20 protein-coding genes are annotated in these 24133 nt (G+C 68.3%); 4 read left to right on the plus strand and 16 right to left on the minus strand.

Annotation, left to right across the window (positions count from 1 at the left end; genetic code table 11):
• A partial coding sequence (locus ACESMY_RS19285; RefSeq protein WP_372786244.1) for a glutamine synthetase beta-grasp domain-containing protein occupies positions 1-828 on the minus strand: 828 nt, incomplete at its 3' end.
• Between the two features lie 39 nt (positions 829-867).
• A complete protein-coding gene (locus tag ACESMY_RS19290; protein ID WP_372786245.1) occupies positions 868-1206 on the minus strand; it encodes a P-II family nitrogen regulator in 339 nt (112 codons plus the stop codon).
• 242 nt (positions 1207-1448) lie between these two features.
• Here ACESMY_RS19290 and ACESMY_RS19295 point away from each other — a divergent pair, with 242 nt between their 5' ends.
• Genes ACESMY_RS19295 through ACESMY_RS19305 form a run of 3 tightly spaced genes read left to right on the plus strand, consistent with a single transcriptional unit; the run spans position 1449 to position 5034 of the window.
• Positions 1449-2999, plus strand: coding sequence for an acetyl-CoA acetyltransferase (locus tag ACESMY_RS19295; RefSeq protein WP_372786246.1), 1551 nt, complete (start codon positions 1449-1451; stop codon positions 2997-2999).
• Positions 3000-3004: 5 nt separating this feature from the next.
• The gene (locus ACESMY_RS19300) at positions 3005-3574 is read left to right on the plus strand and encodes a histidine phosphatase family protein (RefSeq protein WP_372786247.1); all 570 of its coding nucleotides are present in this window, start codon (positions 3005-3007) and stop codon (positions 3572-3574) included.
• A gap of 17 nt (positions 3575-3591) precedes the next feature.
• Positions 3592-5034, plus strand: a complete 1443-nt coding sequence (locus ACESMY_RS19305; RefSeq protein ID WP_372786248.1) for an NAD(P)H-hydrate dehydratase — start codon at positions 3592-3594, stop codon at positions 5032-5034.
• A gap of 54 nt (positions 5035-5088) precedes the next feature.
• Here the strand turns inward: ACESMY_RS19305 and ACESMY_RS19310 are convergent, their stop codons facing one another.
• The 8 genes from ACESMY_RS19310 to ACESMY_RS19345 form a co-directional block, all read right to left on the minus strand.
• Positions 5089-8160 carry a TonB-dependent receptor domain-containing protein gene (locus ACESMY_RS19310; RefSeq protein ID WP_372786249.1) on the minus strand — a complete coding sequence of 1024 codons (3072 nt, stop codon included), beginning with the start codon at positions 8158-8160 and terminating at the stop codon, positions 5089-5091.
• Between the two features lie 305 nt (positions 8161-8465).
• Entirely contained in the window at positions 8466-11528 is a 3063-nt protein-coding gene (locus ACESMY_RS19315; RefSeq protein WP_372786250.1) for a TonB-dependent receptor domain-containing protein, read from the minus strand.
• Between the two features lie 238 nt (positions 11529-11766).
• Positions 11767-12231, minus strand: a complete 465-nt coding sequence (locus ACESMY_RS19320; RefSeq protein ID WP_372786251.1) for an Lrp/AsnC family transcriptional regulator — start codon at positions 12229-12231, stop codon at positions 11767-11769.
• Between the two features lie 165 nt (positions 12232-12396).
• Complete coding sequence (locus ACESMY_RS19325) at positions 12397-12753, minus strand: MarR family winged helix-turn-helix transcriptional regulator (RefSeq protein WP_372786252.1); 357 nt, start codon at positions 12751-12753, stop codon at positions 12397-12399.
• An 8-nt stretch (positions 12754-12761) separates the two neighbouring features.
• Positions 12762-12986: a hypothetical protein gene (locus ACESMY_RS19330; protein WP_372786253.1), complete on the minus strand. Its 225-nt coding sequence runs from the start codon at positions 12984-12986 to the stop codon at positions 12762-12764.
• 159 nt (positions 12987-13145) lie between these two features.
• Positions 13146-14171, minus strand: a complete 1026-nt coding sequence (locus ACESMY_RS19335; protein WP_372786254.1) for a DUF2891 domain-containing protein — start codon at positions 14169-14171, stop codon at positions 13146-13148.
• A complete protein-coding gene (locus tag ACESMY_RS19340; protein WP_372786255.1) occupies positions 14152-15105 on the minus strand; it encodes a DUF979 domain-containing protein in 954 nt (317 codons plus the stop codon). The genes ACESMY_RS19335 and ACESMY_RS19340 overlap by 20 nt, the downstream gene beginning before the upstream one ends.
• Positions 15102-15770: a DUF969 domain-containing protein gene (locus ACESMY_RS19345; RefSeq protein WP_372786256.1), complete on the minus strand. Its 669-nt coding sequence runs from the start codon at positions 15768-15770 to the stop codon at positions 15102-15104. The genes ACESMY_RS19340 and ACESMY_RS19345 overlap by 4 nt, the downstream gene beginning before the upstream one ends.
• Positions 15771-15861: 91 nt before the next feature.
• Here ACESMY_RS19345 and ACESMY_RS19350 point away from each other — a divergent pair, with 91 nt between their 5' ends.
• On the plus strand, positions 15862-16008 hold the full coding sequence (locus tag ACESMY_RS19350; RefSeq protein WP_372786257.1) for a hypothetical protein: 147 nt from the start codon (positions 15862-15864) through the stop codon (positions 16006-16008).
• On the opposite strand, the gene rsmA is transcribed toward ACESMY_RS19350, so the two are convergent.
• The 6 genes from rsmA to lptF all read right to left on the minus strand — a co-directional run bounded on the left by rsmA (position 15993) and on the right by lptF (position 24036).
• Positions 15993-16829: a 16S rRNA (adenine(1518)-N(6)/adenine(1519)-N(6))-dimethyltransferase RsmA gene (rsmA, locus tag ACESMY_RS19355; RefSeq protein WP_372786258.1), complete on the minus strand. Its 837-nt coding sequence runs from the start codon at positions 16827-16829 to the stop codon at positions 15993-15995. The genes ACESMY_RS19350 and rsmA overlap by 16 nt on opposite strands.
• On the minus strand, positions 16826-17848 hold the full coding sequence (pdxA, locus tag ACESMY_RS19360) for a 4-hydroxythreonine-4-phosphate dehydrogenase PdxA (RefSeq protein WP_372786259.1): 1023 nt from the start codon (positions 17846-17848) through the stop codon (positions 16826-16828). Before pdxA ends, rsmA begins: the two co-directional genes overlap by 4 nt.
• Positions 17845-19152: a peptidylprolyl isomerase gene (locus ACESMY_RS19365; protein ID WP_372786260.1), complete on the minus strand. Its 1308-nt coding sequence runs from the start codon at positions 19150-19152 to the stop codon at positions 17845-17847. Before ACESMY_RS19365 ends, pdxA begins: the two co-directional genes overlap by 4 nt.
• 106 nt (positions 19153-19258) lie before the next feature.
• A complete protein-coding gene (locus ACESMY_RS19370) occupies positions 19259-21739 on the minus strand; it encodes an LPS-assembly protein LptD (RefSeq protein ID WP_372786261.1) in 2481 nt (826 codons plus the stop codon).
• Positions 21740-21802: 63 nt separating this feature from the next.
• The gene (locus tag ACESMY_RS19375) at positions 21803-22903 is read right to left on the minus strand and encodes an LptF/LptG family permease (protein WP_372786262.1); all 1101 of its coding nucleotides are present in this window, start codon (positions 22901-22903) and stop codon (positions 21803-21805) included.
• The gene (gene lptF / locus ACESMY_RS19380; protein WP_372786263.1) at positions 22900-24036 is read right to left on the minus strand and encodes an LPS export ABC transporter permease LptF; all 1137 of its coding nucleotides are present in this window, start codon (positions 24034-24036) and stop codon (positions 22900-22902) included. Before lptF ends, ACESMY_RS19375 begins: the two co-directional genes overlap by 4 nt.
• Between the last annotated feature and the right edge of the window lie 97 nt (positions 24037-24133).

A 24133-nucleotide genomic window follows, 5' to 3' on the forward strand; every position in this document is an offset into this window, starting at 1 on the left:
CCAGATCGACTGGTGGACGTGCATGCCCGAGCCGTTGTCGGCGAACATCGGCTTGGCCATGAAGGTCGCCGTTTTGCCGTAGGCGTGGGCGACGTTCTTGATCACGTACTTATAGAGCTGCAGCCGGTCGGCCATGGTCAGCAGGTCGGAGAACTTCAGGCCGAGTTCGTGCTGGGCGGGCGCCACCTCGTGGTGGTGCTTTTCCGGCATCATGCCGAGCTCGCCCATCACCGCCAGCATCTCGCCGCGCAGGTCCTGGGCGCTGTCGGTCGGATTGACCGGGAAGTAGCCGCCCTTGGGCCCCGGGCGGTGGCCCATGTTGCCTTCGGGATAGGACTTGGCCGCACTGACCGGCAGCTCCATGGAGTCGTAGGCGTAGAAGGTGTGGTCGGGCGCGGTGCCCCAGCGCACGTCGTCGAAGATGAAGAACTCGGCTTCCGGCCCGAAGTAGACCGTGTCGCCGATCCCGGCCGACTTCACATAGTTCAGCGCGCCCTTGGCGATCGAGCGCGGGTCGCGATTGTAGGGGGTGTTGGTGTCGGGGTTCACCACGTCGCAGAACAGCACCATCGTCGTCTGCTGATAGAAGGGGTCGATGTGCGCCGAGGCGAGGTCGGGCCGCAGCTTCATGTCGCTTTCGTTGATCGCCTTCCAGCCGGCGATCGACGAGCCGTCGAACATGGTGCCGTCGGTCAGGAAGTCGTCGTCGACCAGGTCGATGTCGAAGGTCACGTGCTGCATCTGGCCGCGGATGTCGGTGAAGCGCACGTCGACGTATTTGACGTCCTTTTCCTTGATCTGGGCCAGGATGTCTTTGGCGGTGGCCATGGTGGTTATCCCCTTTAGAAATCTCGATTTGATGGAAGGTTAGATGGCGTCGGCCCCGGTTTCTCCCGTCCGGATGCGCATGACGTCGAGGACGTCGGAAATGAAGATCTTGCCGTCGCCGATGCGGCCGGTGCGCGCCGCGTTGGCGATGGCCTCGATGGCGCGTCCCGCCTGGTCGTCGGCCACCACGACCTCGATCTTGATCTTGGGCAGGAAGTCCACGACGTACTCCGCGCCGCGGTAGAGCTCGGTCTGGCCCTTCTGGCGCCCGTAGCCCTTGGCCTCGATGACCGTCATGCCCTGGACGCCCAGCTCCTGCAGGGCCTCCTTCACCTCGTCCAGCTTGAACGGCTTGATGATGGCTTCGATCTTTTTCATGCACCCTCGGACGCGGCCGCTCCCCCAAAAGCAACCGGGGGCGGTCGTGGGCGACGGAGCACAGCTCAGCGCGGCCTCACAAGCGCGCTCGCGGGTGCTGGTGCGCACCCTGCGCCGCAAAGCGGCCGGCGCCTAGAATTGAGGCGCCGCAAGATCAAAAACCGGACAGCGCCGAATTGCCTTCAAGAGCGCGGTTTCGGCCCCTAGGATCGCGGCCTTCAACGCTCGGAGGCGCAGGCGGCATGGACGGGACGACCCCAGTTCTCATCGGAGTGGGCCAATTCACCTATCGCGGCGATCCGGCCGCCTCGCCCTCTCCGGTCGCCCTGCTGAAGATTGCGGCGGAACGGGCGGCGGCGGACGCGGGGATCGGCCCAGCGGGTCTGGCGGCGATCGATGGCCTGGCGGTGGCGGGCTTCACCATCGACGCGCCGGGCTCGACGCGGAGCACCATCCCGCATTCGTCGAACCCGCCCGCCAGCCTCGCCAAGGAACTCAGCGCCGCGCCTCGCTGGGCCGTCTATTCGCACATGGGCGGCAACACGCCTCAGCAGCTCGTCAATGTCATCGCCGAGCGGATCGCCCGCGGCGAGACCGAGCTGGCGCTGGCGGTGGGCGCGGAGTTCCTCGGCTCGGCGGTGAAGCGGCTGACCAAGGGCCTGGGATTCGACGACTGGCATGAGGACCAGGACCTGCCGGAGCCGCAGCGGATCGGCGATCCTCGCCCCGGAGTCACCCCCTACGAGGCGCGGCACGGGCTGAACCGGCCGATCAACACCTATCCGCTGTTCGAGAACGCGCTCCGGGCCCGCGACCATCGCTCGCTCGCCGACCACCAGGCGCGGCTCGGCCGGCTCTTCGCGCCCTTCACCAAGGTGGCGGCGGATAATCCCGAGGCCTGGTTCCCTGTCGAGCGCACGGCCGAGGACCTGGTCGCGGTTTCCGACCGCAACCGCATGGTCGGCTTCCCCTATCCGAAGCTGCTCAACGCCATCATGGAGGTCGATCAGTCGGCCGGCGCGATCATCGCCAGCGAGCGCAAGGCCCGAGAGCTCGGCGTGCCGGAGGACCGGTGGGTCTATCTGCACGGCTGCGCAGACGCCGCCGACCTGTGGTTCCCGCTCGACCGGCAGAACTTCCATTCGAGCCCGGCCATGCGGCTGACCGGCCAGCGGGCGCTGGAGATGGCGGGCGTCGCCTTGAGCGATATCGACTTCATCGATCTCTATTCCTGCTTCCCGGTCGCGGTGGAGATCGGGGCCGAGGAACTGGGGCTGGCGCTCGACGATCCGCGCGGCCTGACCGTGACCGGCGGACTGCCCTACGCCGGCGGTCCGGGGAACAACTACGCCATGCACTCCATCGCCGTGATGGCGCAGAAGCTGCGGGCCAAGCCGGGGGCCCACGGGCTGGTCACGGCGAACGGCTGGTACCTCACCAAGCAGTCGACCGGTGTCTATTCGACGACGCGGCCCAAGGCGCCGTTCGAGCGCCAGGACCCCGGCGTCCTGCAGCGCCAGATCGACGCCCTGCCGCACCCGGCCGTCACCGAAACGCCGCAAGGTCCGGCCAGGATCGAGACCTACACCGTCGTCCACCGCCGCGAAGGGCCGTTCATGGGGATCGTCATCGGGCGCGACGAGGCCGATCGCCGGTTTGTGGCCCACACGCCGGGCGATCCGGAGACCCTGGCCGGCCTGGAGCAGGGCGAGCAGGTCGGACGCTCTGGGCGCGTCGGCCCGGGTCCGGATGCGGGTCCTGGCGGCCAGACCAACCTCTTCACCCCGGACTGACGCCCATGGCCCGCCTCTATCTGATCCGCCACGGCAAGCCGGCCGCCGTCTGGGGCGGGGACGACGACGATCCGGGGCTGGACGAGACGGGGCAGGCGCAGGCGCGGGCGGCGCGGGATTGGCTCATGGCCCTGCCGGCGGCCGACCGGCCGACCAAGGTGGTGAGCTCGCCGCTGCGCCGCTGCCGCGAGACTGCCGACCCGACGGCGGCCGCGCTGGGCGTGGCGGTGGAGATCGACGCGCGGGTCGGGGAGATCCCGACGCCGGCGGCGCTCGCCGCGGACGAGCGCGGTCCGTGGCTGCGCACGTCCTTCGCCGGGACCTGGGCCGAGATCGAAGGCGACCTCGACTACGATGCCTGGCGCGCCGAGATCACCGCCTCGCTGGCGGCGCGCGGCCACACCGCGGTCTTCTCGCACTATGTGGCGACCAATGCCGTGGTCTCCCAGCTACTGGGCGATCCGAAGGTGCTGGCCTTTCGGCCGGACCATGCGTCGATCACCGTGCTGGAAACCGATGGCGCCACGCTGAGTTTGGTAGAGATGGGCCGCGAAGCGACCACGGGCGTACTTTAGGATGGGGCGTTAAGCGTTTGATACGGCAAATTCTTACCGTCTCGGAGATGGCCCGGGCCGATGCGGCGGCGATCGCGGCTGGAACGCCCGGCCTGACGCTGATGGAGCGCGCCGGGACGGCCGTGGCCGACGCGGTCTGCGCCCGGTTCGCCCGCCAGCCGGCGCTGGTGCTCTGCGGGCCGGGCAACAACGGTGGCGACGGCTATGTGGTCGCGCGCCTCCTCAGGGACCGCGGCTGGCCGGTGGAGGTGCGATCCTTCGGCGAGCCGGCGACCCAGGCCGCCCAGGCCGCCAGCGCCCGCTGGGATGGCGCCACCGCGCCGCTGAACGGCGCGCTCGAGCCCGGGGTCTGGATCGACGCCCTGTTCGGCGCGGGACTCAAGCGGCCCCTCGGCGGCCCCGCGGCGGCGGCGGCGCTGCGCATGGCCGAGGCGCCGGAACAGGTGGTCGCCCTCGATACGCCGAGCGGTGTCCCGGGCGACACCGGCAAGCCCGTCGGACCCGCCGCCCGCGCGATCCTGACGGTGACCTTCCACGCCAAGAAGCCGGCGCATGTCCTGGAGCCGGGACGCAGCCGTTGCGGCGAGGTGATCGTGGCCGACATCGGCCTGGCCGCGGCGCACGGGAAGACGGTCGAGAATGGGCCGGAACTCTGGCTGCCGCGCTTCCCGTGGCCGTCGGCGGCGTCGCACAAACATGCCCGCGGCCGGCTGGTGGTGGTGAGTGGGGAGGCTGCGAGCACCGGGGCGGCGCGGCTGGCGGCGCGGGCGGGCCTGCGGATCGGCGCGGGGCTGGTGACGGTGCTCTCGCCGCCGGAGGCGCTGGCGGTGAACGCGGCCCATCTGGAGGCGGTGATGCTGCGGGCCTTCGAGACCGACCTCGAACTGGAGCAGGCCGCCAAGGACGTCGACGCCGCGGTGATCGGGCCGGCGGCCGGCGTCGGTGAGCCCACGCTCCTGAACGTGCTGGCGCTGGCCAAGACCGGGGCGGCCCTGGTGCTGGACGCCGACGCCATCACCGTCTTCCGCGACGACCCGGAGGAGCTGTTCTCGCTGCTGGACCGCGACGACGTGCTGACCCCGCACCCGGGCGAGTTCGAGCGGCTGTTCCCGGGCCTGCTGGCCGCCTCGCCCGAGCGGATCAGCGCCGCGCGGACCGCCGCCGAACGGGCCGGCGCCGTCGTGCTGCTGAAGGGGTCCGACACGGTGATCGCCGCGCCGGACGGGCGCTGTGCGGTCAACGGCAACGGCTCGCCCTGGCTCGCAACCGCCGGTTCGGGCGACGTGCTGGCCGGCTTCGTCGGCGGCTTGGTGGCGCAGGGGATGGAAAGCTTCGAAGCGGCCTGCGCGGGAGCCTGGATCCACGCCGAGGCTGCCGAGCTGCACGGGCCGGGTCTGATCTCCGAGGACCTGCCGGGGCTCGCGCCCGCAGTCCTGCGCCGGCTCTTCGACGAGCGATAGAAAAAGGGCGGCGGATTGCTCCGCCGCCCGATCTCTGGAGGTGGTCTGCTCGCGTTAGAAGTCGGCGGTCAGGCCCACGAAGATGTAGCGGCCCAGGGTGTCGTACATCTGGGCGTAGACGTTCTGGTTACAGGCGCCGGCCGGGCAGTTGGACGGGAACAGCTGACCCGTCGCCGGGTTGGTCGTGCCGCCCGAACCCGCGAGCGGCGGATCCCGGTCCAGGATGTTGTTGATGCCGACCCGGAAGGAATAGTTGTCCTTCACCTTGAAGGTCGCCAGCAGGTCCAGATAGCTGCGCGAGGACAGGGTCTTGTCGGTCGGCGCGACGTTCAGGGTGTGCAGCGCCGGTTGGCTGGACGTGCCGTCCACATCGACGCTGGAGAAGTAGCGCCATTGGGCCGACAGGCCGAGGTTGCCGAAGAACCCGTACTCGAACGGCGTGTTCCAGGTGACGCGCAGCTTGTGGCGCCACTTGGGGTTCGGGTTGGCGGACCCGCCCAGCGTGGTGCAGGTCGAGCCGTAGAGGCCCGCGCAGTCGATCGCGGTCTGGCCGTTGATCACGGTCGTCTCGAGCTTGTCGAGCCAGGTGCCGACGAAGCTCGCCGAGATCGAGCCCATGTTGTCGAGGCCGAACTTGTCGAGCCCGGTGTGGTAGCTCGCGTTCACGTCGACGCCCGAGGTGTGTAGGGCGCCTTGGTTGACTTCGGTATCGGTGACGAAGCCGTTGGTGGAGTGGATTGTCCCGACGGCGTCGCGGTGCACGAGGGCGCAGGCCGACGCGCTGTTCTGCAGCACACAGGCGTTGATGATCACGTTGGCGCCGATGTTGGCGATGTAATCCTCAACCTTGATGTCGAACCAGTCGACGGTCAGGTTCGCGCCCGGCAGGAAGCTCGGCGACCAGACAAAGCCCACGGTGTAGGTGTCGGCCTTTTCCGGACGCAGGTTCGGGTTGCCGCCGACCTGGCCGTTGTACTGGCTGGCCGGATCGGGCTCGATGGCCAGGACCTGGGCCTGGGTCAGGCCGAACAGGGTGGCGCAGCGGGCGACGAGCGCGTTGCCGGCGGTCAGGCCGGCGCAGGGGTCGACCGTGCCGTCGAGCACCACATTGGCCGGGGCGAAGAGCTCGACCACGTTCGGGGCGCGAACGGCGCGGTTGTAGCCGGCGCGGAGGCGGACGCCGTCGATGATCGTCCAGTCGCCGGACACCTTGTAGGTGTTGGTCGTCCCGGCGTTCGAATAGTCCGAGAACCGGTAGGCCAGCTCGGCGGTGATGTCCTTGGCGAACGGCACGTCCTGCACCAAGGGCACGCGGGCTTCGCCGTAGAGTTCGTAGACGTCGAAGCCGCCGTTCACCGGAGGCTTGGCCGCGCCGTTGCCGTTCACATCACCGGTCGCCTGCGGCACGTCCGACTTGGAGTCGAGGTGTTCGCGGCGATATTCGGCGCCGAGGCTGACGCCGATCTTGTCCATCGACCACGGGCTCTTGATGGAGTCCGGCAGCGAGCCAACCACGTTGGCGCTGGCGACCTGCTCGATGATGTTGCCGCTCGAGAAGGTCGGGGCCTGCAGATAGTTCAACGCCGCAGGCGTGACCCCGCCGAGCTGGAAGGAGTTGTAGGGGATACAGGCCGGGTCCGTCCCGTCGATCACCGACTGGCAGACGATCTGGCCGGCGGCGTTGCGCCGCGCGATCAGCGCCCGGTTGATCCGCGAGGTCAGGAAGTTGTTGTCCTGCTCCTGGCTCAGCGACGTCTTGCCGTACTGCATGTACGCGTCGTAGGTCCAGTCACCGGCAAGCTCGCCCTTCAGGCCGACGACGTAGCGCTGCTCCTGGTGATCGAAGATCGTCAGGCGGCCGCCGCCTTCGACGTTCCGGCGGGCCACGATGACGTTGACGTTGGTGGCCGTGCCGGCCGCCGCGCCGCAGAGCTGGCCTTGCTGCACGGCTGTCATCAGCGGGTTGTCGCAGTTGATGGCGAAGGCGCCGCCGGGTCCCGGACCGCTCTGGGCGAAGATGCCGCCGGGCGCGATCGCCGCCGTGGAGTTGTCCTCCATGAACATCAGGTCGGCATAGGCCTGGAAGTGCGGATTGATCTCGTAGTGGGCGAAGGCCCCCATGCCGTAGCGCTGGTCGGGACGCTGCAGGTAGTTGGTCGGCGAGAAGTTGTAGACGTCGCTCGCCGAATTACGCGCCCGGAAGGTGTTGCCGGGGCCCGAAGGGTCGACGATGAAGCTGCCGAAGCGGGTCGGGAAAGCCGTGCCCGAGCCGCCGCAACCGGCTTGCAGGAAGGTCGCGCCGGAGTTCAGCGTACAGGCCGTGTAGTCATAGCTCGAGGCCAGCACCGGGTTGATCTGCACGTGGGTGGCATAGGCGGTGATGTTGCCCTTGCCGTCCGGGGCGTTGACGCCCAGCGTGAGGGAGACTTGGCTGCCTTCGCCGCCCTTGAAATCGCCGGGAACGATGAAGTTGTCGGGCACCGCGGCGCGGGCGCGGGCGTCGCGGACCACCGACTGGATTTCGCCGTCGTGCTGGCTGTGCTGGTAGATCGAGTACTGCGCATCGAGGCTGACGCCCTCGAAATTCTTCTTCAGCATGAAGTTGACGACGCCGGCCACGGCGTCGGCGCCGTAGACGGCCGAGGCGCCGCCGGTCAGCACGTCCACCCGCTCCACCAGGGAGGCGGGGATGAAGTTCAGGTCGGCGGCGACGGGCGTCGTGGCGTTCGATGTCGGGTTGCCGGACATCAGCCGGCGGCCGTCGATCAGCACCAGGGTGCGGGTGGCGCCCAGGCCCCGCAGGTTGACGGTGGCGATGCCGTTGGAGTTGTTGGAGATGTTGGAGCCCTGAGCCGCGAACGATTGTGGCAGCGAGTTGATCAGGTCTTCGACCCGGGTCACGCCCTGGGCCTTGATGTCGGCGGAGCTGACGGAGGTGACCGGCGCGACGCTGGTCAGGTTCGGCGTCGGGATGCGCGTCCCGGTGACGACGATTTCGGAGACTTCGCCGGCCGCCGCGGCGGCGGCCGCGGCTGCGGAGGCGCTAGTCGCGGAGAGGCCGAGGAGGGCCACGCCGCAGATCATCGAGGAGGCCAACAGGCGCTCCCGGGTGTTTTGAATTTTCAAGGTCAACTCCTCCAGCGGCCTGGCCCCGGTCGGAGCTGGCCTCCCCCACAAAATCAGTCCCGGGACTCCTGTTGGAGGCCCCGGTTACGCTGGAGTTACTGAGTACTGCAGGAGGCGGTCAACGCGCATGTCACGGGATGGAAGGTAATGTCGGGAACATGTCTCGAATTGGACACAAAGATCAAAGTAATCGCATATAGCTATATTGCAGTCATTTGTGACTTCATCTTTTGCTATTTCCCGATCTTCGATGCGACGGCAGGGTAGGGCGACGGATCGCTCCGCCGCCCCACTGCCGTTCCAGGTCAGAAGTTGGCCGTGAAACCGACGAACATCGCCCGGCCTAGGAAGTCGTAGGTTGGGTAGGCGTTGGGCAGGCCCGTTCCGACGATCGCCGAGTTCAGGATCTGCGGATCCTTGTCGAAGACGTTGTTGACGCCGGCCCGGATGGAGAGCGCCTTATTGACCTTCCAGATCCCGGCCAGGTCGAGGTAGCTCACCGCCCGCAACGTGCCGTCGAAGGTGTCATGGGCGCCGTTGGTCAGCGTCGGGTCGCTGCTGTTGGAGTCCAGGGTCGTCTTGCCGATGTAACGCCATTGGGCGGACAGCAGCAGGTCCCACGGCGCTTGCCAGGACGCCCGCAGCGTATGACGCCACTTCGGGTTCACCGTCTGGCAGGTCGCCCCGTAAAGCCCCGCGCAGTCATAGGTGTGGGCGCCCGGCGTCGGCGTCGTTGTCGCCTTCATCAGGGCCGAGCCGATGAAGTTGAACTGCAGGCTGCCCAGCGTCTCGTCCAGGCCGATCTTGCTGAGCGGCATGTTGTAGGTCGCCTGCAGGTCGACGCCGTCGAACTCGCCGGCCCCGATGTTCACCGCGGTGCCGTTGATGTAGCCGCCGCCGACCACTGAGGTGCCGAACAGCAGACCGCTCGGATTACGCACCACGCCGGAGCAGAAGACCGGGTTCCCGGTCGTCAGGCACTGGTTCAGGGTGAAGGCCAGCGGGATCTTGCTGATCGTGTTGTCCAGCTTGATCGAGAAGTAGTCGACGCTGCCGATGAACCCTTCCAGGAAGCTCGGGCGCACCGTGAAGCCCACCGAATAGGTGTTGGCCCGCTCGGGCGTGAGCTTGGTGTTGCCCCCGTTCAGCACCGCGCACTGGCCCGACGGGCACTGGATGATGTGGTTGGTCGAGCCGCCGTTGCCGTACTGGGCGGCCGTGACGCCGGTGTTCATGCACTGTGCGAGCGTGGCCGTCGCCGGACCCGTGGGGGTCGGCGCGCAGGGGTCGACGGAGACCTCGCTCTGGTTGGTCACCGACTGCGGGTTGAACAGTTCCAGGATGTTCGGCGCGCGGATCGCCCGGTTGAAGGAGGCGCGGAACTTGATGTCCTGAACCGGCGCCCACTGCAGGCCGATCTTGTAAGTGTCGGCGGTCACGTCGTTCGAGTAGTGCGAATAGCGGTAGCCGCCGTCGAGGGTGAGTTCGTCGAAGAACGGCTGGTGCTGGACGATCGGGGCGCGGAACTCGCCGTAGCCTTCGGTGACGCCCAGGCTCGCGTTGACGATCGTGCCCGCCCCGCCGAAGCCGGACAGGTCGTTCGACAGCTCGTTCGCGTCGGGCTGGTAGTTATAGGTCTGGCGCCGGTCCTGGATGCCGACCGACACGCCCACGCCATCGTCGGCCCACGGCGACTTGATGCCGTAGCGGCCGAGTTCGCCGGTCAGGGTGGCCTCGACGATCGTCTCGCTGATCTTGCCGTAGGAAGTGCCCGTCGAATTCAGGTAGGCCACCTGATCGGCGGTGACGCCGCCCTCGGTGAAGATGTTGTACGGGATGCACCCGGGGTCCGACCCGTTGACCTTGGCGACGCAGGTCGGCGTGCCGCCGACGTTGACCACCTGCAGGGCGTTCTGGATGCGCCGGTTGGAGAGGTAGTTCTCATTCGATTGGAAGAGGGTCGTGTAGTAGTACTGGGCGTAGGCGTCGTACTTCCACCCGTCGAAGTCAGGCACGTCGCCCCTGGCCCCGACCACCGCGCGATAGTTCTCGTGCTCGTAGGTGCTGGCGCGGGGACCGCCCTCAATATTCCGCCGGCCATAGATCAGGTCGACGTTGGCGCCGCTGGCGATTTCCGCCGCCGAGCAGAGGGTATTGGCTTGCTGGGCGCTAAGGAGCGGGTTGTTGCAGTTGACCAGGAAGCCGCCGTTCGGTGACGGCCCGCTGCCCTGGAACAGCCCCGACGGTGCGACGGCCGTCGTCGAGCGGTCGTTCATGTAGGAAAACTCGCCGTAAAGGTCGAGGTTCTTGGACAGCTCGTAATGCGAGAAGAAGCCGGCCGAGTAGCGCTCGTCGTCGTGCTGCAGGTACTGGAACGGGTTGGAGTTGAAGAGCAGCGGCGGGCTCACCGTGGTCGGTGCGACCGCATAGTCGATGAACTGGCGGCCGACGACGGCGAAGCCGGTGACGTTGTCGATGCCCGGCCCGCTGCCGGTCGCCTGGAAGAACTGGTTTGAGTTGGGCGAGCCGTTGCAGAAGGGCGTCGTGCCGCTCCGCACCCGGATCTGGCAGGCCGAATAGTCGCGCGTCGACTGCGAGACCGGGTCCTGCTTGTGATAGGCGAGGTAGGCCGTGATGTTCATCCGGTCGTCGGCGCCGTTGGTGCCGACCAGGATCGACAGGTCGCGGGAGCGGCCGTCCCAGACATCGCCCTTCGGGACGGTGATCCCGCCGGCCCGTTCGAGGCCCTGGATGCCCTGCTCGTTGTTCTGGCTGTGCTGGGCCATGCCCACCTGGCCGTCGATCTGCACGCCCTGGAAGTTGTGCTTCATGACGAAGTTGACGACCCCGGCCACGGCGTCGGAGCCGTAGGTCGCGGACGCGCCGCCGGTCAGCACCTCGACGCGGTCGACGAGCGCGGCGGGGATCTGGTTGAGGTCCGGCGCGGGGTTCGGGTTGCCGGTGTTGGCGTCGCCGATACCCAGCCGCCGGCCGTCCACCAGCACGAGCGTGCGTTGCGGTCCGAGCCCGCGCAGGTCGGCGGTCGAGACGCCGCCGGGACTGGAGAGCGGGTTGGAGGTGCCGGAGAAGTCGACCGCGGCGTTCTGGAAGTTCTGCGGCAGGTTGTTGATCAGGTCGATGACGTCGGTCTTGCCCTGCAGCTTGATCTCCTGGTCGGTCACGACCTGGATCGGGCTGACGCTGGTCAGGTTCGGCTGCGGGATGCGCGAGCCGGTGACCACGACTTCGGACACTTCGCCCGCGGCCGCGTCCGCGGCGACGGCGTGGGTTGTCGAAAGCGCCAGGAACGCAGCGCCGCAGATCGTCGAGGAAGCCAGCAGGCGCCCTCGGATGGTTTGGGTTTTCAAGATTGAATCCTCCGGCGGCCAACCCCGAGAGGGCGGGCCGCGCATCACAAGCTTCAGGGTCCCGACTCCCCCAGCCGGGGGGTCCGATTGCCTGGACGTTGCTAAGTCTGATCGGGGAGGGTCAACCTAAGGGTGAATATAATCGGCTTATAATGCCGAGATGTCGCGTTGTGGTCACAAAGTCTTGAGTATGCGAAGTTTCTTATATTGTAATCGGACTTGAATTCATCTTTGGGGGCTATAGAGGTATCGCCGTGGTGAACTTGACCCGTTTCTTGACGAAGCTGGCCTCGTACCGCCTCACGGCCGCGTGGCCGGCGATGTTCGTGTCGGTGAAGGCGTTGAACTCCTCCATGCCGCGGAAGATGGCGATGCAGGAGATGTCGTAGGCGCCGGAGATCTCCATACAGACCTGGACGTGCGGCGAGCGGCAGAGGTGCGCGCGGAATTCCGCGACCGCGGCCGGCGAGTGGCGCTCGAGCTGCACCATCATGATGACCGAGATGCGCTCGCCGACCTGGCCGGGCTCGATGATCGAGACATCCGCGGAGATCACGCCTTCGTCGCGATACTGGCGGATGCGGCGCAGGATGGCCGATGGCGACAGCGGCACCCGATCGGCCAGGGCCTGAGCCGTGGCCTGGTTGTTCTCCTGCAAGGCGGCCAGGATCTGAACGTCCAGGCGGTCGAGTGCGTAAGCCATGACGGTCGGCGTTCCCCAATCGTTGGGAGCCAACCACAGGATTCGTATTCTCGACAGTTAACTTGCGTTCATCTGACGTAACAACGTGACGAATGGGTATTCGATCTTGGGTTTGTTGCGACTATGCATGGAGTTTTCTATGAAATTCGATGAGAAATTCTCTGCTCATTCTCCATATTCAATGGGGACGGCGCGGCGGATCAGCTCGTCCAGGAGGTCGCGAAGGTCGCGCCCCCGGTCGGTCAGATGGACCACGTGGCTGCGCCCGTCGGTGGGATTGAGGAAGGCGTCCACCAGGCCGAGCGCCGGCGCCTGGGCCCAGTCGGACCCCGGCCGGCCGAGCGAGCGCAGGCTGCGCGAGGCGGTGGACTGGGTCAGGCCCGCCACATAGGCCAGCTCCTGCACCGACAGGCCCTCGTTCTCGCAGGTGTAGAGGAAGGCCACGATCTCATTGACGCTGATGCGCGGGTCGAGCGCCTTCAACGTGAGGATGGCCTCAAGCAGGGAGTCTCTCGGACGCATTCGCGACGTCAGTCGTCGGCGTAGCGGTTCAGGGCCCCGGTGGCGGCCGAGCGCGGCGCGGCGCGGGTCAGGGGCAGGGCCTTGCGCTGGCGCCGCTCGCGCATGGCCAGCGTCGCATCCGGATAGGCGTCGCGCACAAGCTTCAGGATGTCTTCCAGACGCTTCTGGTGGTCAGCGGCTTCGATATAGTCGCCAACGTTGAGTTCGACGGAGATTTGACCGCAGAGCTTCATAGCCGCCCTCGACAGAAAACTTGCTTCACTGGAGGAAAGTGTAAGCCGATGCGCATGCGGTTTTGCCGCTTTCCGCAGGGGCAATGCGCGTATCCGCGGCGTTCTGCGCGGCCTCGTGGCTGAAAACCGCGTGGCGGCGGTTTCTAAAAAATTCGTAATCTATCCAACATCTTCTCCGGCTGTCATCGCCAGGAGCGCGAAGGACGCAAGCCAGTGCTCGCCCATGTAGTCGCCGGCGACGTGGGGCAGGCTCGCGGCCATGTGCGCCTGGGCGGTGGCTTCGGCCACGGCGGCGAGGGGGTCGGCTGGGGGCAGGGTGGCGGCGAGCTCGCGCCAGCACCAGGCGCGGGAGAAGTTCAGGCCGTCCAGGTGGGCGATCTTGCCGTCCGAGCGGTCGGAGACCTCCGCCGGGGTGAAGAGGCTCGCCGGCTGGCGCTCCGCGGCCCGGGGCAGGAAGGCCTTGAGCCAAGGCGCGAACTCGGCCGGCGGCAGCAGCCGGCGAAGGCACTCGGCTTCCATCAGGGTCGCGGACAGGAACTCATCGCCCGAGGGCTCCCAGGCCTGGGCGTCGCGGTCGGCGAGATACCAGGCGCGGACCTTTTCACGGAAGAGGGCGCTGAGCGCCGCGTCGCCCGCCGCGGCGGCGTAGTCCTGCGCCAGCGCGATGGCGAAGGCGGTGGAGGAATGGACGCCGGTGCGAATCGGATAGTGGGCCTTGGGCAGGAAGTCGCGGAAGCGGTCGGCGAAAACGGTCGCCAGCGGCTGATGGGTCGCAGCCCAAGGGGCCTCGTGGGCCATCAGCTCTGCCTGCAGCTTGAGCAGCCAGCCCCAGCCGTAGGGCCGCTCGAAGCCCCGCGACGAGGGACGGGCGAGGTAGGCGACTTCGCCGCCGACGTTCTGCGCGGTGAAGGCCTGGTCGAAGAGCGCGCGGATGGCGCCCGCCTCTGGAATGCCGGGCTCGCGGCGCAGCAGGCTCGCCAGCAGCCAGTAGCCGTGCACACAGGAGTGCCAGTCGAAGCTGCCGTAGAAAATCGGGTGCAGGTCGCGGGGCCCTCGCGCGTCGGCCGGCCCGCTCAGTACGTGGTCGAGCTTGTTGGGATATTCGCGCGTCACATGGCCCAGGGCGATGCCGGCGAACTTGGAAGCGATCTCGGCCGTGAGCCGGCTAGCGGAAGGCGAGGACATACATCAGCACCGTGTTGACCAGGAGCATGAGCAGCGCTGTCGGGATCTGGGCCTTGATCACCGCATAGCGGTCGGGGATCTCCAGCAGCGCGGGCGGGACGAGGTTGAAGTTGGCGGCGAGCGGGGTCATCAGCGTGCCGCAGAATCCCGACAGCATGCCGATCGAGGCGATCACCGCCGGATTGCCGCCGAAGTGGACCACCAGGATCGGGATGCCGACGCCGCCGGTCAGCACCGGGAAGGCGGCGAACGCGTTGCCCATCAGCATGGTGAAGGCCGCCATCCCGAGGCAGTAGACCGCGACCGCCGCCAGCCGGGTGTCGACCGGCAGGTAGGTCGTGACGAGATGGCCGATCTGGGCGCCGACGCCGGCCAGCGCGAAGACCGCGCCCAAGGCCGCCAGGAACTGTGGCAAGAGCGCCGCCCAGCCGACGGTGTCGACCAGCCGCCGGCCTTCCTGCAGCGGGCTCAGCACGGGCTGGCGGAGCAGGCTGAGCGCGAGCGCCAGGCCGACGATCACCGCCAGCGCCAGCGAAATCAGGGTCGCCTGCTTGGGGTCCATCAGCGGCACGCCGCCGATCTGGACGGGCTTCAGGACCAGCACCCCGATCGCCACCACCAGGGGCAGCATCAACGCCGGGACGAAGAGCCTGTTGCCGAACCGCTCGGAAAGCGCGGTCCGCTCTTCGGGCGAGGTTGTCCTGGGTTGGCTGCGGCCCAGGAGTCCGAGGCCGGCGAGCAGCGCCAGGCCCAGCACCAGGACGCCGTTCCCCAGATCGCCCAGCCGGTCTCCGGCCAGGAAGCTCAGGGCCACCAGCGACCAGAAGGCGGTGTTGCCGGGCCACTTCGGATTATCGCGGTCGATCGCGCTCAGGACCGCGAAGCCCGCGAACATCAGCCCGGCCAGGAGATAGACGACGGCGAGCTTGATCACGGCGCGGCCTGGCGCGCGAGGCGGCGGTCGAAGAGCACCAGCCTGGTCGCATGGATGGCGAAGGCCGCCAGCGCCGTCGGGATCGCCCACACCGACAGGTGGATCGGATCGAGCACGATCTTGCTGCTGGTCAGGAAGCCCACCATCAGCAGCACCGAACCCATGGCCACGAAGATGTCCTCGCTGAAGAAGACGGCGACGTTGTCGGTGGCCGCGGCCATGGCCCGGATCGCGTAGCGGGTCTCGGGCGCCGGCGGGCCGTCACGGACCTCGGCGGCGGCCTCGGCCATCGGCGCGACGAGAGGCCGGATGGTCTGGGCCTGGCCGGCGATCGGCATCAGGCCCACGGCCGTGGTCGCCTGGCGGAAGACCATGTAGCTGATCAGCAGGCGCCCGACCGACACGCCCCGCAGGCCGGCGATGATCCTGGCGGCCCGCTCGCGCAGGCCGGCCCGCTCCAGCACGCCCACCAGCGGCAGGACCAGGTAGGCCGTGCTGACGAAGCGGTTGTCGTTGAAGGCCTTGCCGAAGGCCGCGATCACCTGCAGCGGCGAAAGCCCGGCGAACCATCCGCTGGTGAGCGCGGCCAGCACCACCACCAGCAGCGGATTGAGGCGGATGGCGAAGCCGACGACGATGACGGCCACGCCCAGCAGGATCAGCATCCGGTCTCCTTCGCGAACGGCGTGGCCATAGGATCGTCTGGAGCCTGCCGAGGCAACGGGCTAGGTTTATCGGCCTCACAGAGGATCTGCCATGAGCGAACCGCTGGACCCGAAAACCGAAGAACGCGATCCCGTGCAAGAGGCCGGCGAGGAGTCCTTCCCCGCCAGCGATCCGCCCGCCTTTGTCGCGCCAAGGCGTGACGAGCCGCGGTCGATCGACGGCTACCGGGAGCGCTGAGCGAGCCAGGCGTCGGCAAGCCGCAGGAAGCCCGCCACATCGACGGTCTCGGCGCGCGCCTGTGGGTCGAGGTCGGCGGCTTCGATCAGCGGCTCGCCGCCCAGCGCCTTCAGGCTCGCCCGCAGCATCTTGCGACGCTGGCCGAAGGCCGCGGCGGTGAGTTTCTGCAAGGCGTCCAGGCGCGCCTCGGACGGGCGATCCAGGCGCGGCGTCAGACGCACGACGGCCGACTCCACCTTGGGCGGCGGGGTGAAGGCGCGGGCCGGAACCTCCATGACGATGCGCGCCTCGCTGGTCGCTCCGGCGATGACCGCGAGCCGGCCATAGGCCTGGCTGTCGACAGGCGCGACGATCCGCTGGGCGACCTCCTTCTGGAACATCAGGGTCAGGGATGCCGGCCGCCAGGGCCCGGTCAGCCACTTGAGGAGCAGGGGGGTGCCGACGTTGTAGGGCAGGTTGGAGACCACATGACCGGCCGCGCCGGCGGTGAGCGCGGCCTCGTCGGCGGCGAGCGCATCGGCGAACTCCAGTCTCAGTGCGCCGGGCTCGGCGGCGCGGGCCAGGTCCTCGAGCAGCGGGCGGAACCGCTGGTCCTTCTCGATGGCGGTCACCTGGGCGCCGGTTTCCAGCAGGGCGCGGGTCAGCCCGCCGGGCCCGGGCCCTACCTCGATCACCCCGTCGCCGGGGCCGATCTCGGCCAGGCGGGCGATCTTGCGCGTGATGTTGAGGTCGAGGAGGAAGTGCTGGCCGAAGGCCTTCTTGGCCATCAGGCCGTGCTCGGCCAGCGCTTCGCGGAGCGGCGGCAGATCGCTCAGGGTCACCGGGCGCGGGCCGCCTTGGCCCGGGCTTGGGCCAGCTGGTCGGCCAGGCGGATGGCGGCGATCAGGCTGTCGGGGCGGGCGAGGCCGCGGCCGGCGATGTCGAAGGCCGTGCCGTGGTCCGGAGAAGTCCTGACGATCGGCAGGCCCAGCGTCACGTTCACCCCGCCCCAGAAATCGAGCATCTTCACCGGGATAAGCGCCTGGTCGTGGTAGAGGCAGAGCACGGCGTCGTAGCGCGAGCGCACCGCCTCGTGGAACAGGGTGTCGGCCGGATGCGGGCCGGTCACGTCGACGCCGAGGTCCTCCAGCGCGCGGACGGCCGGCGCCACGATATCGATCTCCTCGCGGCCAAGGGCGCCGCCTTCGCCGCCGTGCGGGTTGAAACCAGCGACCGCCAGCCGCGGCTTGGCGACGCCGAAGTCGCGGCGCAGCGCCTGGGCGGTGACCAGGCCGGCGTTGACGATCGCCTCGATGCTGAGCAGGCCCGAGACCTTGGCCAGGGGCTCGTGCACCGTGACCAGGGCCACGCGCAGGTCGCCGGCGATCAGCATCATCACCGGGCCGCGGGCGCCTTCGAAGGTCTCCGCCGCCGTGAGTTCGCCGAGGAATTCCGTATGGCCGGGGAACTTGAAGCCGGCCTCATAGAGCGGCGCCTTTGAGATCGGGGCGGTGACCACGCCGGCGACGGCGCCGGAGAGCGCCAGGCCGACAGCGGTCTCGATCCACTTGATGATCGCGGGGGCCGCCGCCGAAGATGGCTGGCCCGCCACCACCCGGGCCCGCAGCGGCAGATCGAGGACCGGCAGGGCGTTTTCGAAGACGGCCGCCGCCTGGGACGGGGCGATCACCTTCTTCAGGATCGAGGCGCCGCCGGCCGAGGCCGAGGCCAGGGCCTGGAAGTCTCCGACCACCAGGAACGGCGGGCCGCCATGGCGCAACTCGCTCCAGGCCTTGACGATGATCTCCGGGCCGACACCCGCCGGATCGCCAAGGGTGAGCGCGAGCGGCCCGCCCTTCACCTGGTCTCTATGGTCGCGGAATTGCGCAGGTCGCGCATGTAGCGCCGCGAGATCATGCTGAGTTGCTGGCCGGTGAGGCGGCTTTCGATCTGGTCGTGGTCGGCGAGCGCCGCGCCGGCGGAGCGTTTGCCGCAGACGGCCAGCACGTGCAGGCCCACCTTGGTGCGGATCGGCGAGGACAGCTGGCCGACCTTCAGGGTCTGGGCGGCGTCCTTGAACTCGGGCGAAAGATCGCCGATCTCGGCCTCGCCCAGGTCGCCGGCGACGACGCCGGGCGTCTTGCTGGCGGTGGCTTCCATCGTCGCGCAGTCCTTGATGGTCGCCTTCACGGCTTCCAGCTTCACCCGGGCGGCCTCGATGTCGGCCGGGGTGGCCGTGGCCGGCAGAGCGATCGCCGCCTGCTTGAGGCTGACCAGGGTCTGGCCCGCGCCGGAGCGCTTGTCGCGCAGATAGATGATGTAGACGCCGTCCTTCACCGGGATCGGCTGCGAGAGCTGGCCGGGCCGCAGCTGGTCGAGCACCGCGTCCACCTCGGCGGGCATCTCGCCTTGGCTGATCCATCCCGCTTCGCCGCCGGACGCCGCGGTCGAGGCCGCGGAAAACTGACGGGCGACCGCTGCGAAGGGCGCGCCCTGCTGGATCTGGGCGACGAGCTGGGTGGCGCCCTTGTTGGCCGCCTCCATCCCGCCGGCGCGGCCGGCGTCGAGGAACACCTCGCTGACCTCGTACTGCGGCTTGGAGGCCGCGGCGGTCAGGCGCGCCTGGGTCGCCTTGATCTGGTCTTCGCCGATCCGCAGGCGCGTGCCGTAACGGCCGCGGATCCAGCGCTGCCAGCTCATCTGGGCGCGGATCTGCTCGTAGAGGGTCTCCGACCCGATGCCCTGGGACTTCAGCGCGGACAGGAAGCCCTCAGGCTTCAGGTTGTTCTGTTGCGCCATGCCGGTGAGCTCCTCCTGGATCTCGTCGTCGGTGGCGATGATGGTGATCTTCTGGTCCTTCTGGACGCGCCGCAGCTCCTGGATCTGCAGCCGCTCGTCGACCAGGGAGCGCAGGGCCTCCTGCTGGAATTCCGGCAGGGTGTCTTGGGTCGGCTGGACGCCGGAGGTGGCGATCAGCAGGCGCATCCGCTGCGCCAGGTCGTAGGTCGAGATGATCTCGTCGTTGACGATCGCCGCCACCGCCTCGGTCATCGGCCGCGCGGGCGTGAACTGCGGCGCCGGGAGCGACGCCTGTGTCACCGCCGGCGGGCGCGCGGCGCCCGGAGCGACCTGGGCCCGCACGGCAAAGGGCAGGGCGACAGCCATCAGGGCCGTCACGGCTACAGCGCCGCGCGCCCCTCGGCCCGTGACGTTACGCGCGCGCATCATGGATGAGATCATTCCCTCGTTCGGCCGCGTCCGGCCGCAATTCCTATCGTCCATAGATTGGTCCGCCCAATGTGGCGAGCGTTAGGCGCACGGACAGTTGGTCGCTGGAGCCCAGCCGGCCGACGATAATGTCTTCGTGCCGATAGAACACGTCCACGCGGATGCACTCGTCCTTGTAGAAGACGCCCAGGTCGCGGATCACCCAGGCGTTCTGCTGCAGATCGCGGTTGCCGTAGGCGGTCAGACCCCAGTGCTGGGTCAGGTTGATATCGCCGCCCAGGTCGATGTTCTTGATCGGCGTGCCGTTGATGCCTTGGTCGTCCGACAGGTAGCGGATGTAGCCGGAACCCCACTTGATATTGACGTTGGCGCCCGCCTCCAGGCGGTGGATCTCCAGGGTGTCAGCGTCCAGCCGCGTGCGGGCGAAGAACGACAGGCCCTTCCAGGGCTGGGCGTCGCCGGCCACGATCCAGTCGGACGCGCGCTCGGTCAGGCCGGACCCGGGCGAGAAGACGGTGTTGGGGCTGTCGCGGAAGCTGCGCCCGATCAGCAGGCTCGCACGGCGGCCATCGTCCCACAGGATCGAGCCGCGGCCTGCGACGTTGAGGCGCAAGCCGTCCTCATAGAGGTCGTAGCCCGGGAACTTGTTGGCGCGGAACAGGGTGGTCTCGTCGAACTCGAAGGCGATGCTGTCCTCGTCGAGGTAGATCGGCTTGCCGGTGGTCGGATCGGTCCCGATCGTCACCTGCGCCGCCTTGGGAGAGGCGGCCACCTGGACCAGCGGCTCCAGCACCACGGTGGCGTCGCCCCAGCGGCGGTAGACCGGATAGGAGACGTCCGCGCCGATGACGCCGAGCGCGCGGGACAGCGACCTGGAAGTGGTCGGGGAGTTGCTCGAGGTCGCTGTGCCGACCGGCACGTCGCTCAGGCTGTAGCCGTCGACCCGCAGGTTCACGAAGGGCTCGACCCTGAGGCCGCCCGTCGAGGTGAAGGTGCGGTTCCAGTCCGCCTGGGCGGTCACCCGGCGGCTGTCGATCCCCGGCAGGTTCAGTTGCTGGCTGTCGGGCGACTGGTCGCGCGTCAGCGCCACGGCGCTGCCGCTCAGGCGCAGGCGCCCGCCGAAGATGTCGCTCGGCAGCTCGTAATGGGTGTCGACCAGCGGGGCGACGATCGGGAAGGTCCGGTTGTTGTCGCCGGGGCGCAGGCCCTGGATGCTGAAGGCCGCGACCGAGGCGTAGGACTGGTCGTCCTGGCGGATCGCATAGGCTTGGCTGATCAGCCGGTGGTCGTCTGCCACATAGGGTCCGCGCGCTTCGTAGACCCGGCCGATGTCGTACTTGTCGAACAGCAGGGGGTCGGAGACCCGCTCGGCCGTGAAGCCCGCGATCCAGTCGTCGTCGATCTTGAACGAGCCGCGGGCCAGGACGTAGCTGCGGTTGGTGTTGTCGCCGAACCGGTTGCCCTTGGAATCGAGGTCGGCCTCGTGGGTGTAGCCGGCGCGCACATCGATGACGCCGGAGTTGAAAGCCTCCCGGTAGTGGAGATTGAGGAACGGATTGGCCTTGGTGTTGATCTGCGGACTGATGATCAGGTCGGCGGACGGATTGAACACCAGCAGATAGGGCTGCTCGTAGGAGAAGCCGCGACGGCTCGAGACCCCGATCCTCGGCGAAAGCAGGCCGGACTGGCGGTCGGCCGACGGATCGGCGTGCCAGAACACCGGCAGGTAGAGGACCGGGATGCCCAGGATGTGGATCTTGGCGTGGCGGTAGTAGATCACCCGCCGGACCTTGTCCTGGACCACGCGGTCGGCGGTGATCGACCAGGTCGGGGTCTTGGGCGTGTCGCCGACGCAGATCGGGCAGGGCGTGTAGATCGCCTTGTTCAGTTCCTGGATGTCGTCGGAGCGGCGCACGGCGCTGGCCCCGGCGATCTCGATGTTCTGGTTGAGGCGCTGGTCGTGCATGCGCGCCGCGAAGGCGATCGCCACGCCGGCCTGCATCTTGTCGTCGAGCACCATCTGGTCGGCGTATTCCACCGTGCCGTCGTCGTGGATCACCTGGACGTGGCCATAGGCGCGGATCACGCCCTGGGCCGGCGCGTCCCTGTCCTGGGCCACGCGCGGCTGGCCGGGCGGCGGTGGCGGGGCCTCCTTATAGATGAGGCGGTCGGCGCGCAGAGTGCGGTCCTCGTAGCGGATCTCGACGGACCCCTCGGCGGTGGTGATCCCGTTCTTGCCGTCGCGGATGAGCTGGTCGGCCTCCATGTAGAGTTCACCCGGCTTCAACCCGTCGGTGTTGACCGGGGCCGTGGCCTTGGCCTTCTCAGCCGGCGTCTGGCTCTGATTGAGGACCTGCCCGCGCTGGTCGCGGCTGAGCGGACTGATTCCCGGCGTGCCTTCGCCGGCCGGCTGGGCGAGCGCCAGGGCCGGCCACAGGCTCGCGATCGCCGCCCCTGCGAGGAGCGCACGCTTGGCCGCAGAGCTTCGGACGGGTGCGGGCGGCGTGCGCCGACGCGAGCTCATTTTCCGCTTCCGATCCTTTTCGCGACACGCCGCGCAGCCTGCATAGCCGGGCATGCGGAGGATTCAACCGTCTTCGGTGTAGCAGAGCAGGGTCAGGCCAGACAGCAGCGCCACAACCGCCGGCGCCCAGGCGGCCGCGAACAGCGGAATGATGTCGGCGCGGCCCAGGGCGCCGGCGAACTTGTCGAAGAAAAACACCACGAATCCCAGGGCGACCCCGGCCCCGGCGAGGCCCGCCAGGCCGCCGAGTCGCGCCAGCCTCAGCGAAAAGGCCGCGGCCAGGATCGCCATGGCGGTGAACAGCACCGGGGTCGCCAGCATCTGCTGGAACTTCAGGCGATAGCCGGAGGCCGAGAAGCCGGCCTGCTCGGTCAGCCGGATGGCGGCGGGCAGACGCCAGAAGGCGATGGCGTCGGGGGAGGCGAACCGCTCCACCGCGGCTTCCGAATCGAGGGTCGAGCGTAGCGACAGGCTGTCGGAGCGCACCGAGCTCTCGCCGGCGGAGGCTTCGCGAACGTCCTTCAACTGCCAGAAGCCCGGCCGCAGCACGGCCTCGCCCGCCTCCAGCCGGCGCTTGAACTCCGGCTGGCCGGCCTTGTTCTTCTGGTAGATGAACAGCGAGACGCCGCGCAGCCGGATCTCCCCCTGGACCGTGTCCCGGGACTTGGCGTGGATGACCATCTGGGTGTGTTCGTCGCCCTGGCGCAGCCAGATGTCCTTGGGAATGTCGCCCAGGTAGTTGGACATGATCTTGGCGCGGTCGGCCTCGAAGCGGGCGCTGAGCGCGGCCGAGACCGGATTGATGGCGGCGACCGCGATGACGCCCGCAATGAAGGAGGCGGTGGCCGCCGGGGCGATGAAGCGCCAGGCCGAGACGCCTGCGGCGCGCATGGCGACGAGCTCGCTGCGACGGTTCAGGCCCGAGAACGCGCCGATCACCCCGAACAGGAAGACGATCGGCAGCAGGAGCTGGATGACCGAGGGCGACTTCAACAGCGTCAGCCCGAAGATGTCGCCGGCGCTCACGTCGGCGCGTACGCCGATGGAGCGGGAGAGGTCGACGAACTGGCCGAGCAGGATCACCGAGGAGATCACGGCGAGCGCGGCGCCGACGCCGGCCAGGGTCCGCAGGAGGACGTATCGCTCCAGGCGGGCGGCGCTCATGCGGGCACCGGGGCGATGCGCGCCGGGCGGCGGCGGATGTCGATGAAGCGGCTGACCCGCTGGCGGAACACATCGCGCAGGGCGAGGCCGGCGGTGGCCAGCGGGATCGCGTACTGCAGGACGTTCAGCCAGACGTTCGCCTCGCTGGCCGACTGGGCGACGAAGCCCAGGATGCGCACCGCCGCGGCGATCCCGCAGAAGATGGCGATCCGTCGCGCGTAGCCCATGCGCGAAAAGCCGCCGCCGATGATCGCCGACAGCGCCATGGCCATGAAGGCGATGTTGTAGAGCGGGGTCGCCACCCGGGAATGGCCCTCGGCCAGCAGGGCGCGGCGATTCTTCTGCTCCCAGCCCTGCTGCAGATCGGGGAAGAACAGCTCGTGGAGGTAGCGGTCCGAGGGCTTGTAGTGGACCATTTCGTCGGGATTGTTCAGCGTGCCGAGCGCGAACGGATACTCGTTGAACGTCAGGTAGTTCAACACGCCACCCGGCGAGAATTCCTGGGTCGAGCCATCGCGCAGGATCAGCACCGACTCGCCGCGCCGGTTGGCCATGCGCCCGGAGTTGGCCATGTAGGTCGTGGCCGTGCCGTCGTCCTTCATCTGGTGGATGAAGAGGTTGTGCATGTCGCCGTTGCCGTCGACGCTCTGGGCATAGACGGTGAGGCCCGGAACCGGCTCGGTGAACTCGCCCTCGCGCACCAGGGTCGCGGCTAGGTCGGTGCGCACCTTGAAGAGCTCCTCGCGCAGGGCGCGGTAGGAGAGCGGCTGGACCCAGAGGTTCATCGCCAGCGCCAGCAAGGCGACCGTGGAGGCCAGCCGGATGGCCGGCGAGATCACCCGCCAGCGGCTCATCCCGCCGGCGAAGCAGACCACGATCTCCTGCTCCGTATGCAGCCGGTTCAGCGCCACCAGGGCCGCCACGAAGATGGCGATCGGCAGCACCATGTTGATCAGCTGCGGCATGTAGAGGAGCGTGATCTTCAGGAAGACCAGCGCGCTCTGCCGCTGGTTGACGATCAGGTCGAGGCCCGAGAGACTCTGGCTCAGCAGGGCGACCGCCGTCAGCGCCAGGGTGGCGAGAAGGGTGGGGCCTAGCAGCTGGCGGAGCAGGTATCGGTCGATCAGGCGCATCGGTAAGAAATAGGGCTCGCTAGGAGTTTTTGCCGCGCCCCCGCCGCGGAGCTGATCTAAACCATGCGTCGCCGTGTCAGACAACCGCCGGGGCCGC

It is taken from the genome of Phenylobacterium sp., assembly GCF_041691455.1.
Classification (GTDB): Bacteria; Pseudomonadota; Alphaproteobacteria; order Caulobacterales; family Caulobacteraceae; genus Phenylobacterium.

Coding starts and splice junctions, on each gene's coding strand:
- ACESMY_RS19330 (WP_372786253.1), bottom strand. CDS start 12,986: ATGAAGCTCTGCGGTCAAATCTCCGTCGAACTCAACGTTGGCGACTAT.
- ACESMY_RS19295 (WP_372786246.1), top strand. CDS start 1,449: ATGGACGGGACGACCCCAGTTCTCATCGGAGTGGGCCAATTCACCTAT.
- ACESMY_RS19375 (WP_372786262.1), bottom strand. CDS start 22,903: ATGAGCGCCGCCCGCCTGGAGCGATACGTCCTCCTGCGGACCCTGGCC.
- ACESMY_RS19290 (WP_372786245.1), bottom strand. CDS start 1,206: ATGAAAAAGATCGAAGCCATCATCAAGCCGTTCAAGCTGGACGAGGTG.
- ACESMY_RS19300 (WP_372786247.1), top strand. CDS start 3,005: ATGGCCCGCCTCTATCTGATCCGCCACGGCAAGCCGGCCGCCGTCTGG.
- ACESMY_RS19350 (WP_372786257.1), top strand. CDS start 15,862: ATGAGCGAACCGCTGGACCCGAAAACCGAAGAACGCGATCCCGTGCAA.
- ACESMY_RS19370 (WP_372786261.1), bottom strand. CDS start 21,739: ATGAGCTCGCGTCGGCGCACGCCGCCCGCACCCGTCCGAAGCTCTGCG.
- ACESMY_RS19365 (WP_372786260.1), bottom strand. CDS start 19,152: ATGGCTGTCGCCCTGCCCTTTGCCGTGCGGGCCCAGGTCGCTCCGGGC.
- ACESMY_RS19345 (WP_372786256.1), bottom strand. CDS start 15,770: ATGCTGATCCTGCTGGGCGTGGCCGTCATCGTCGTCGGCTTCGCCATC.
- ACESMY_RS19335 (WP_372786254.1), bottom strand. CDS start 14,171: ATGTCCTCGCCTTCCGCTAGCCGGCTCACGGCCGAGATCGCTTCCAAG.
- ACESMY_RS19325 (WP_372786252.1), bottom strand. CDS start 12,753: ATGCGTCCGAGAGACTCCCTGCTTGAGGCCATCCTCACGTTGAAGGCG.
- ACESMY_RS19320 (WP_372786251.1), bottom strand. CDS start 12,231: ATGGCTTACGCACTCGACCGCCTGGACGTTCAGATCCTGGCCGCCTTG.
- lptF (WP_372786263.1), bottom strand. CDS start 24,036: ATGCGCCTGATCGACCGATACCTGCTCCGCCAGCTGCTAGGCCCCACC.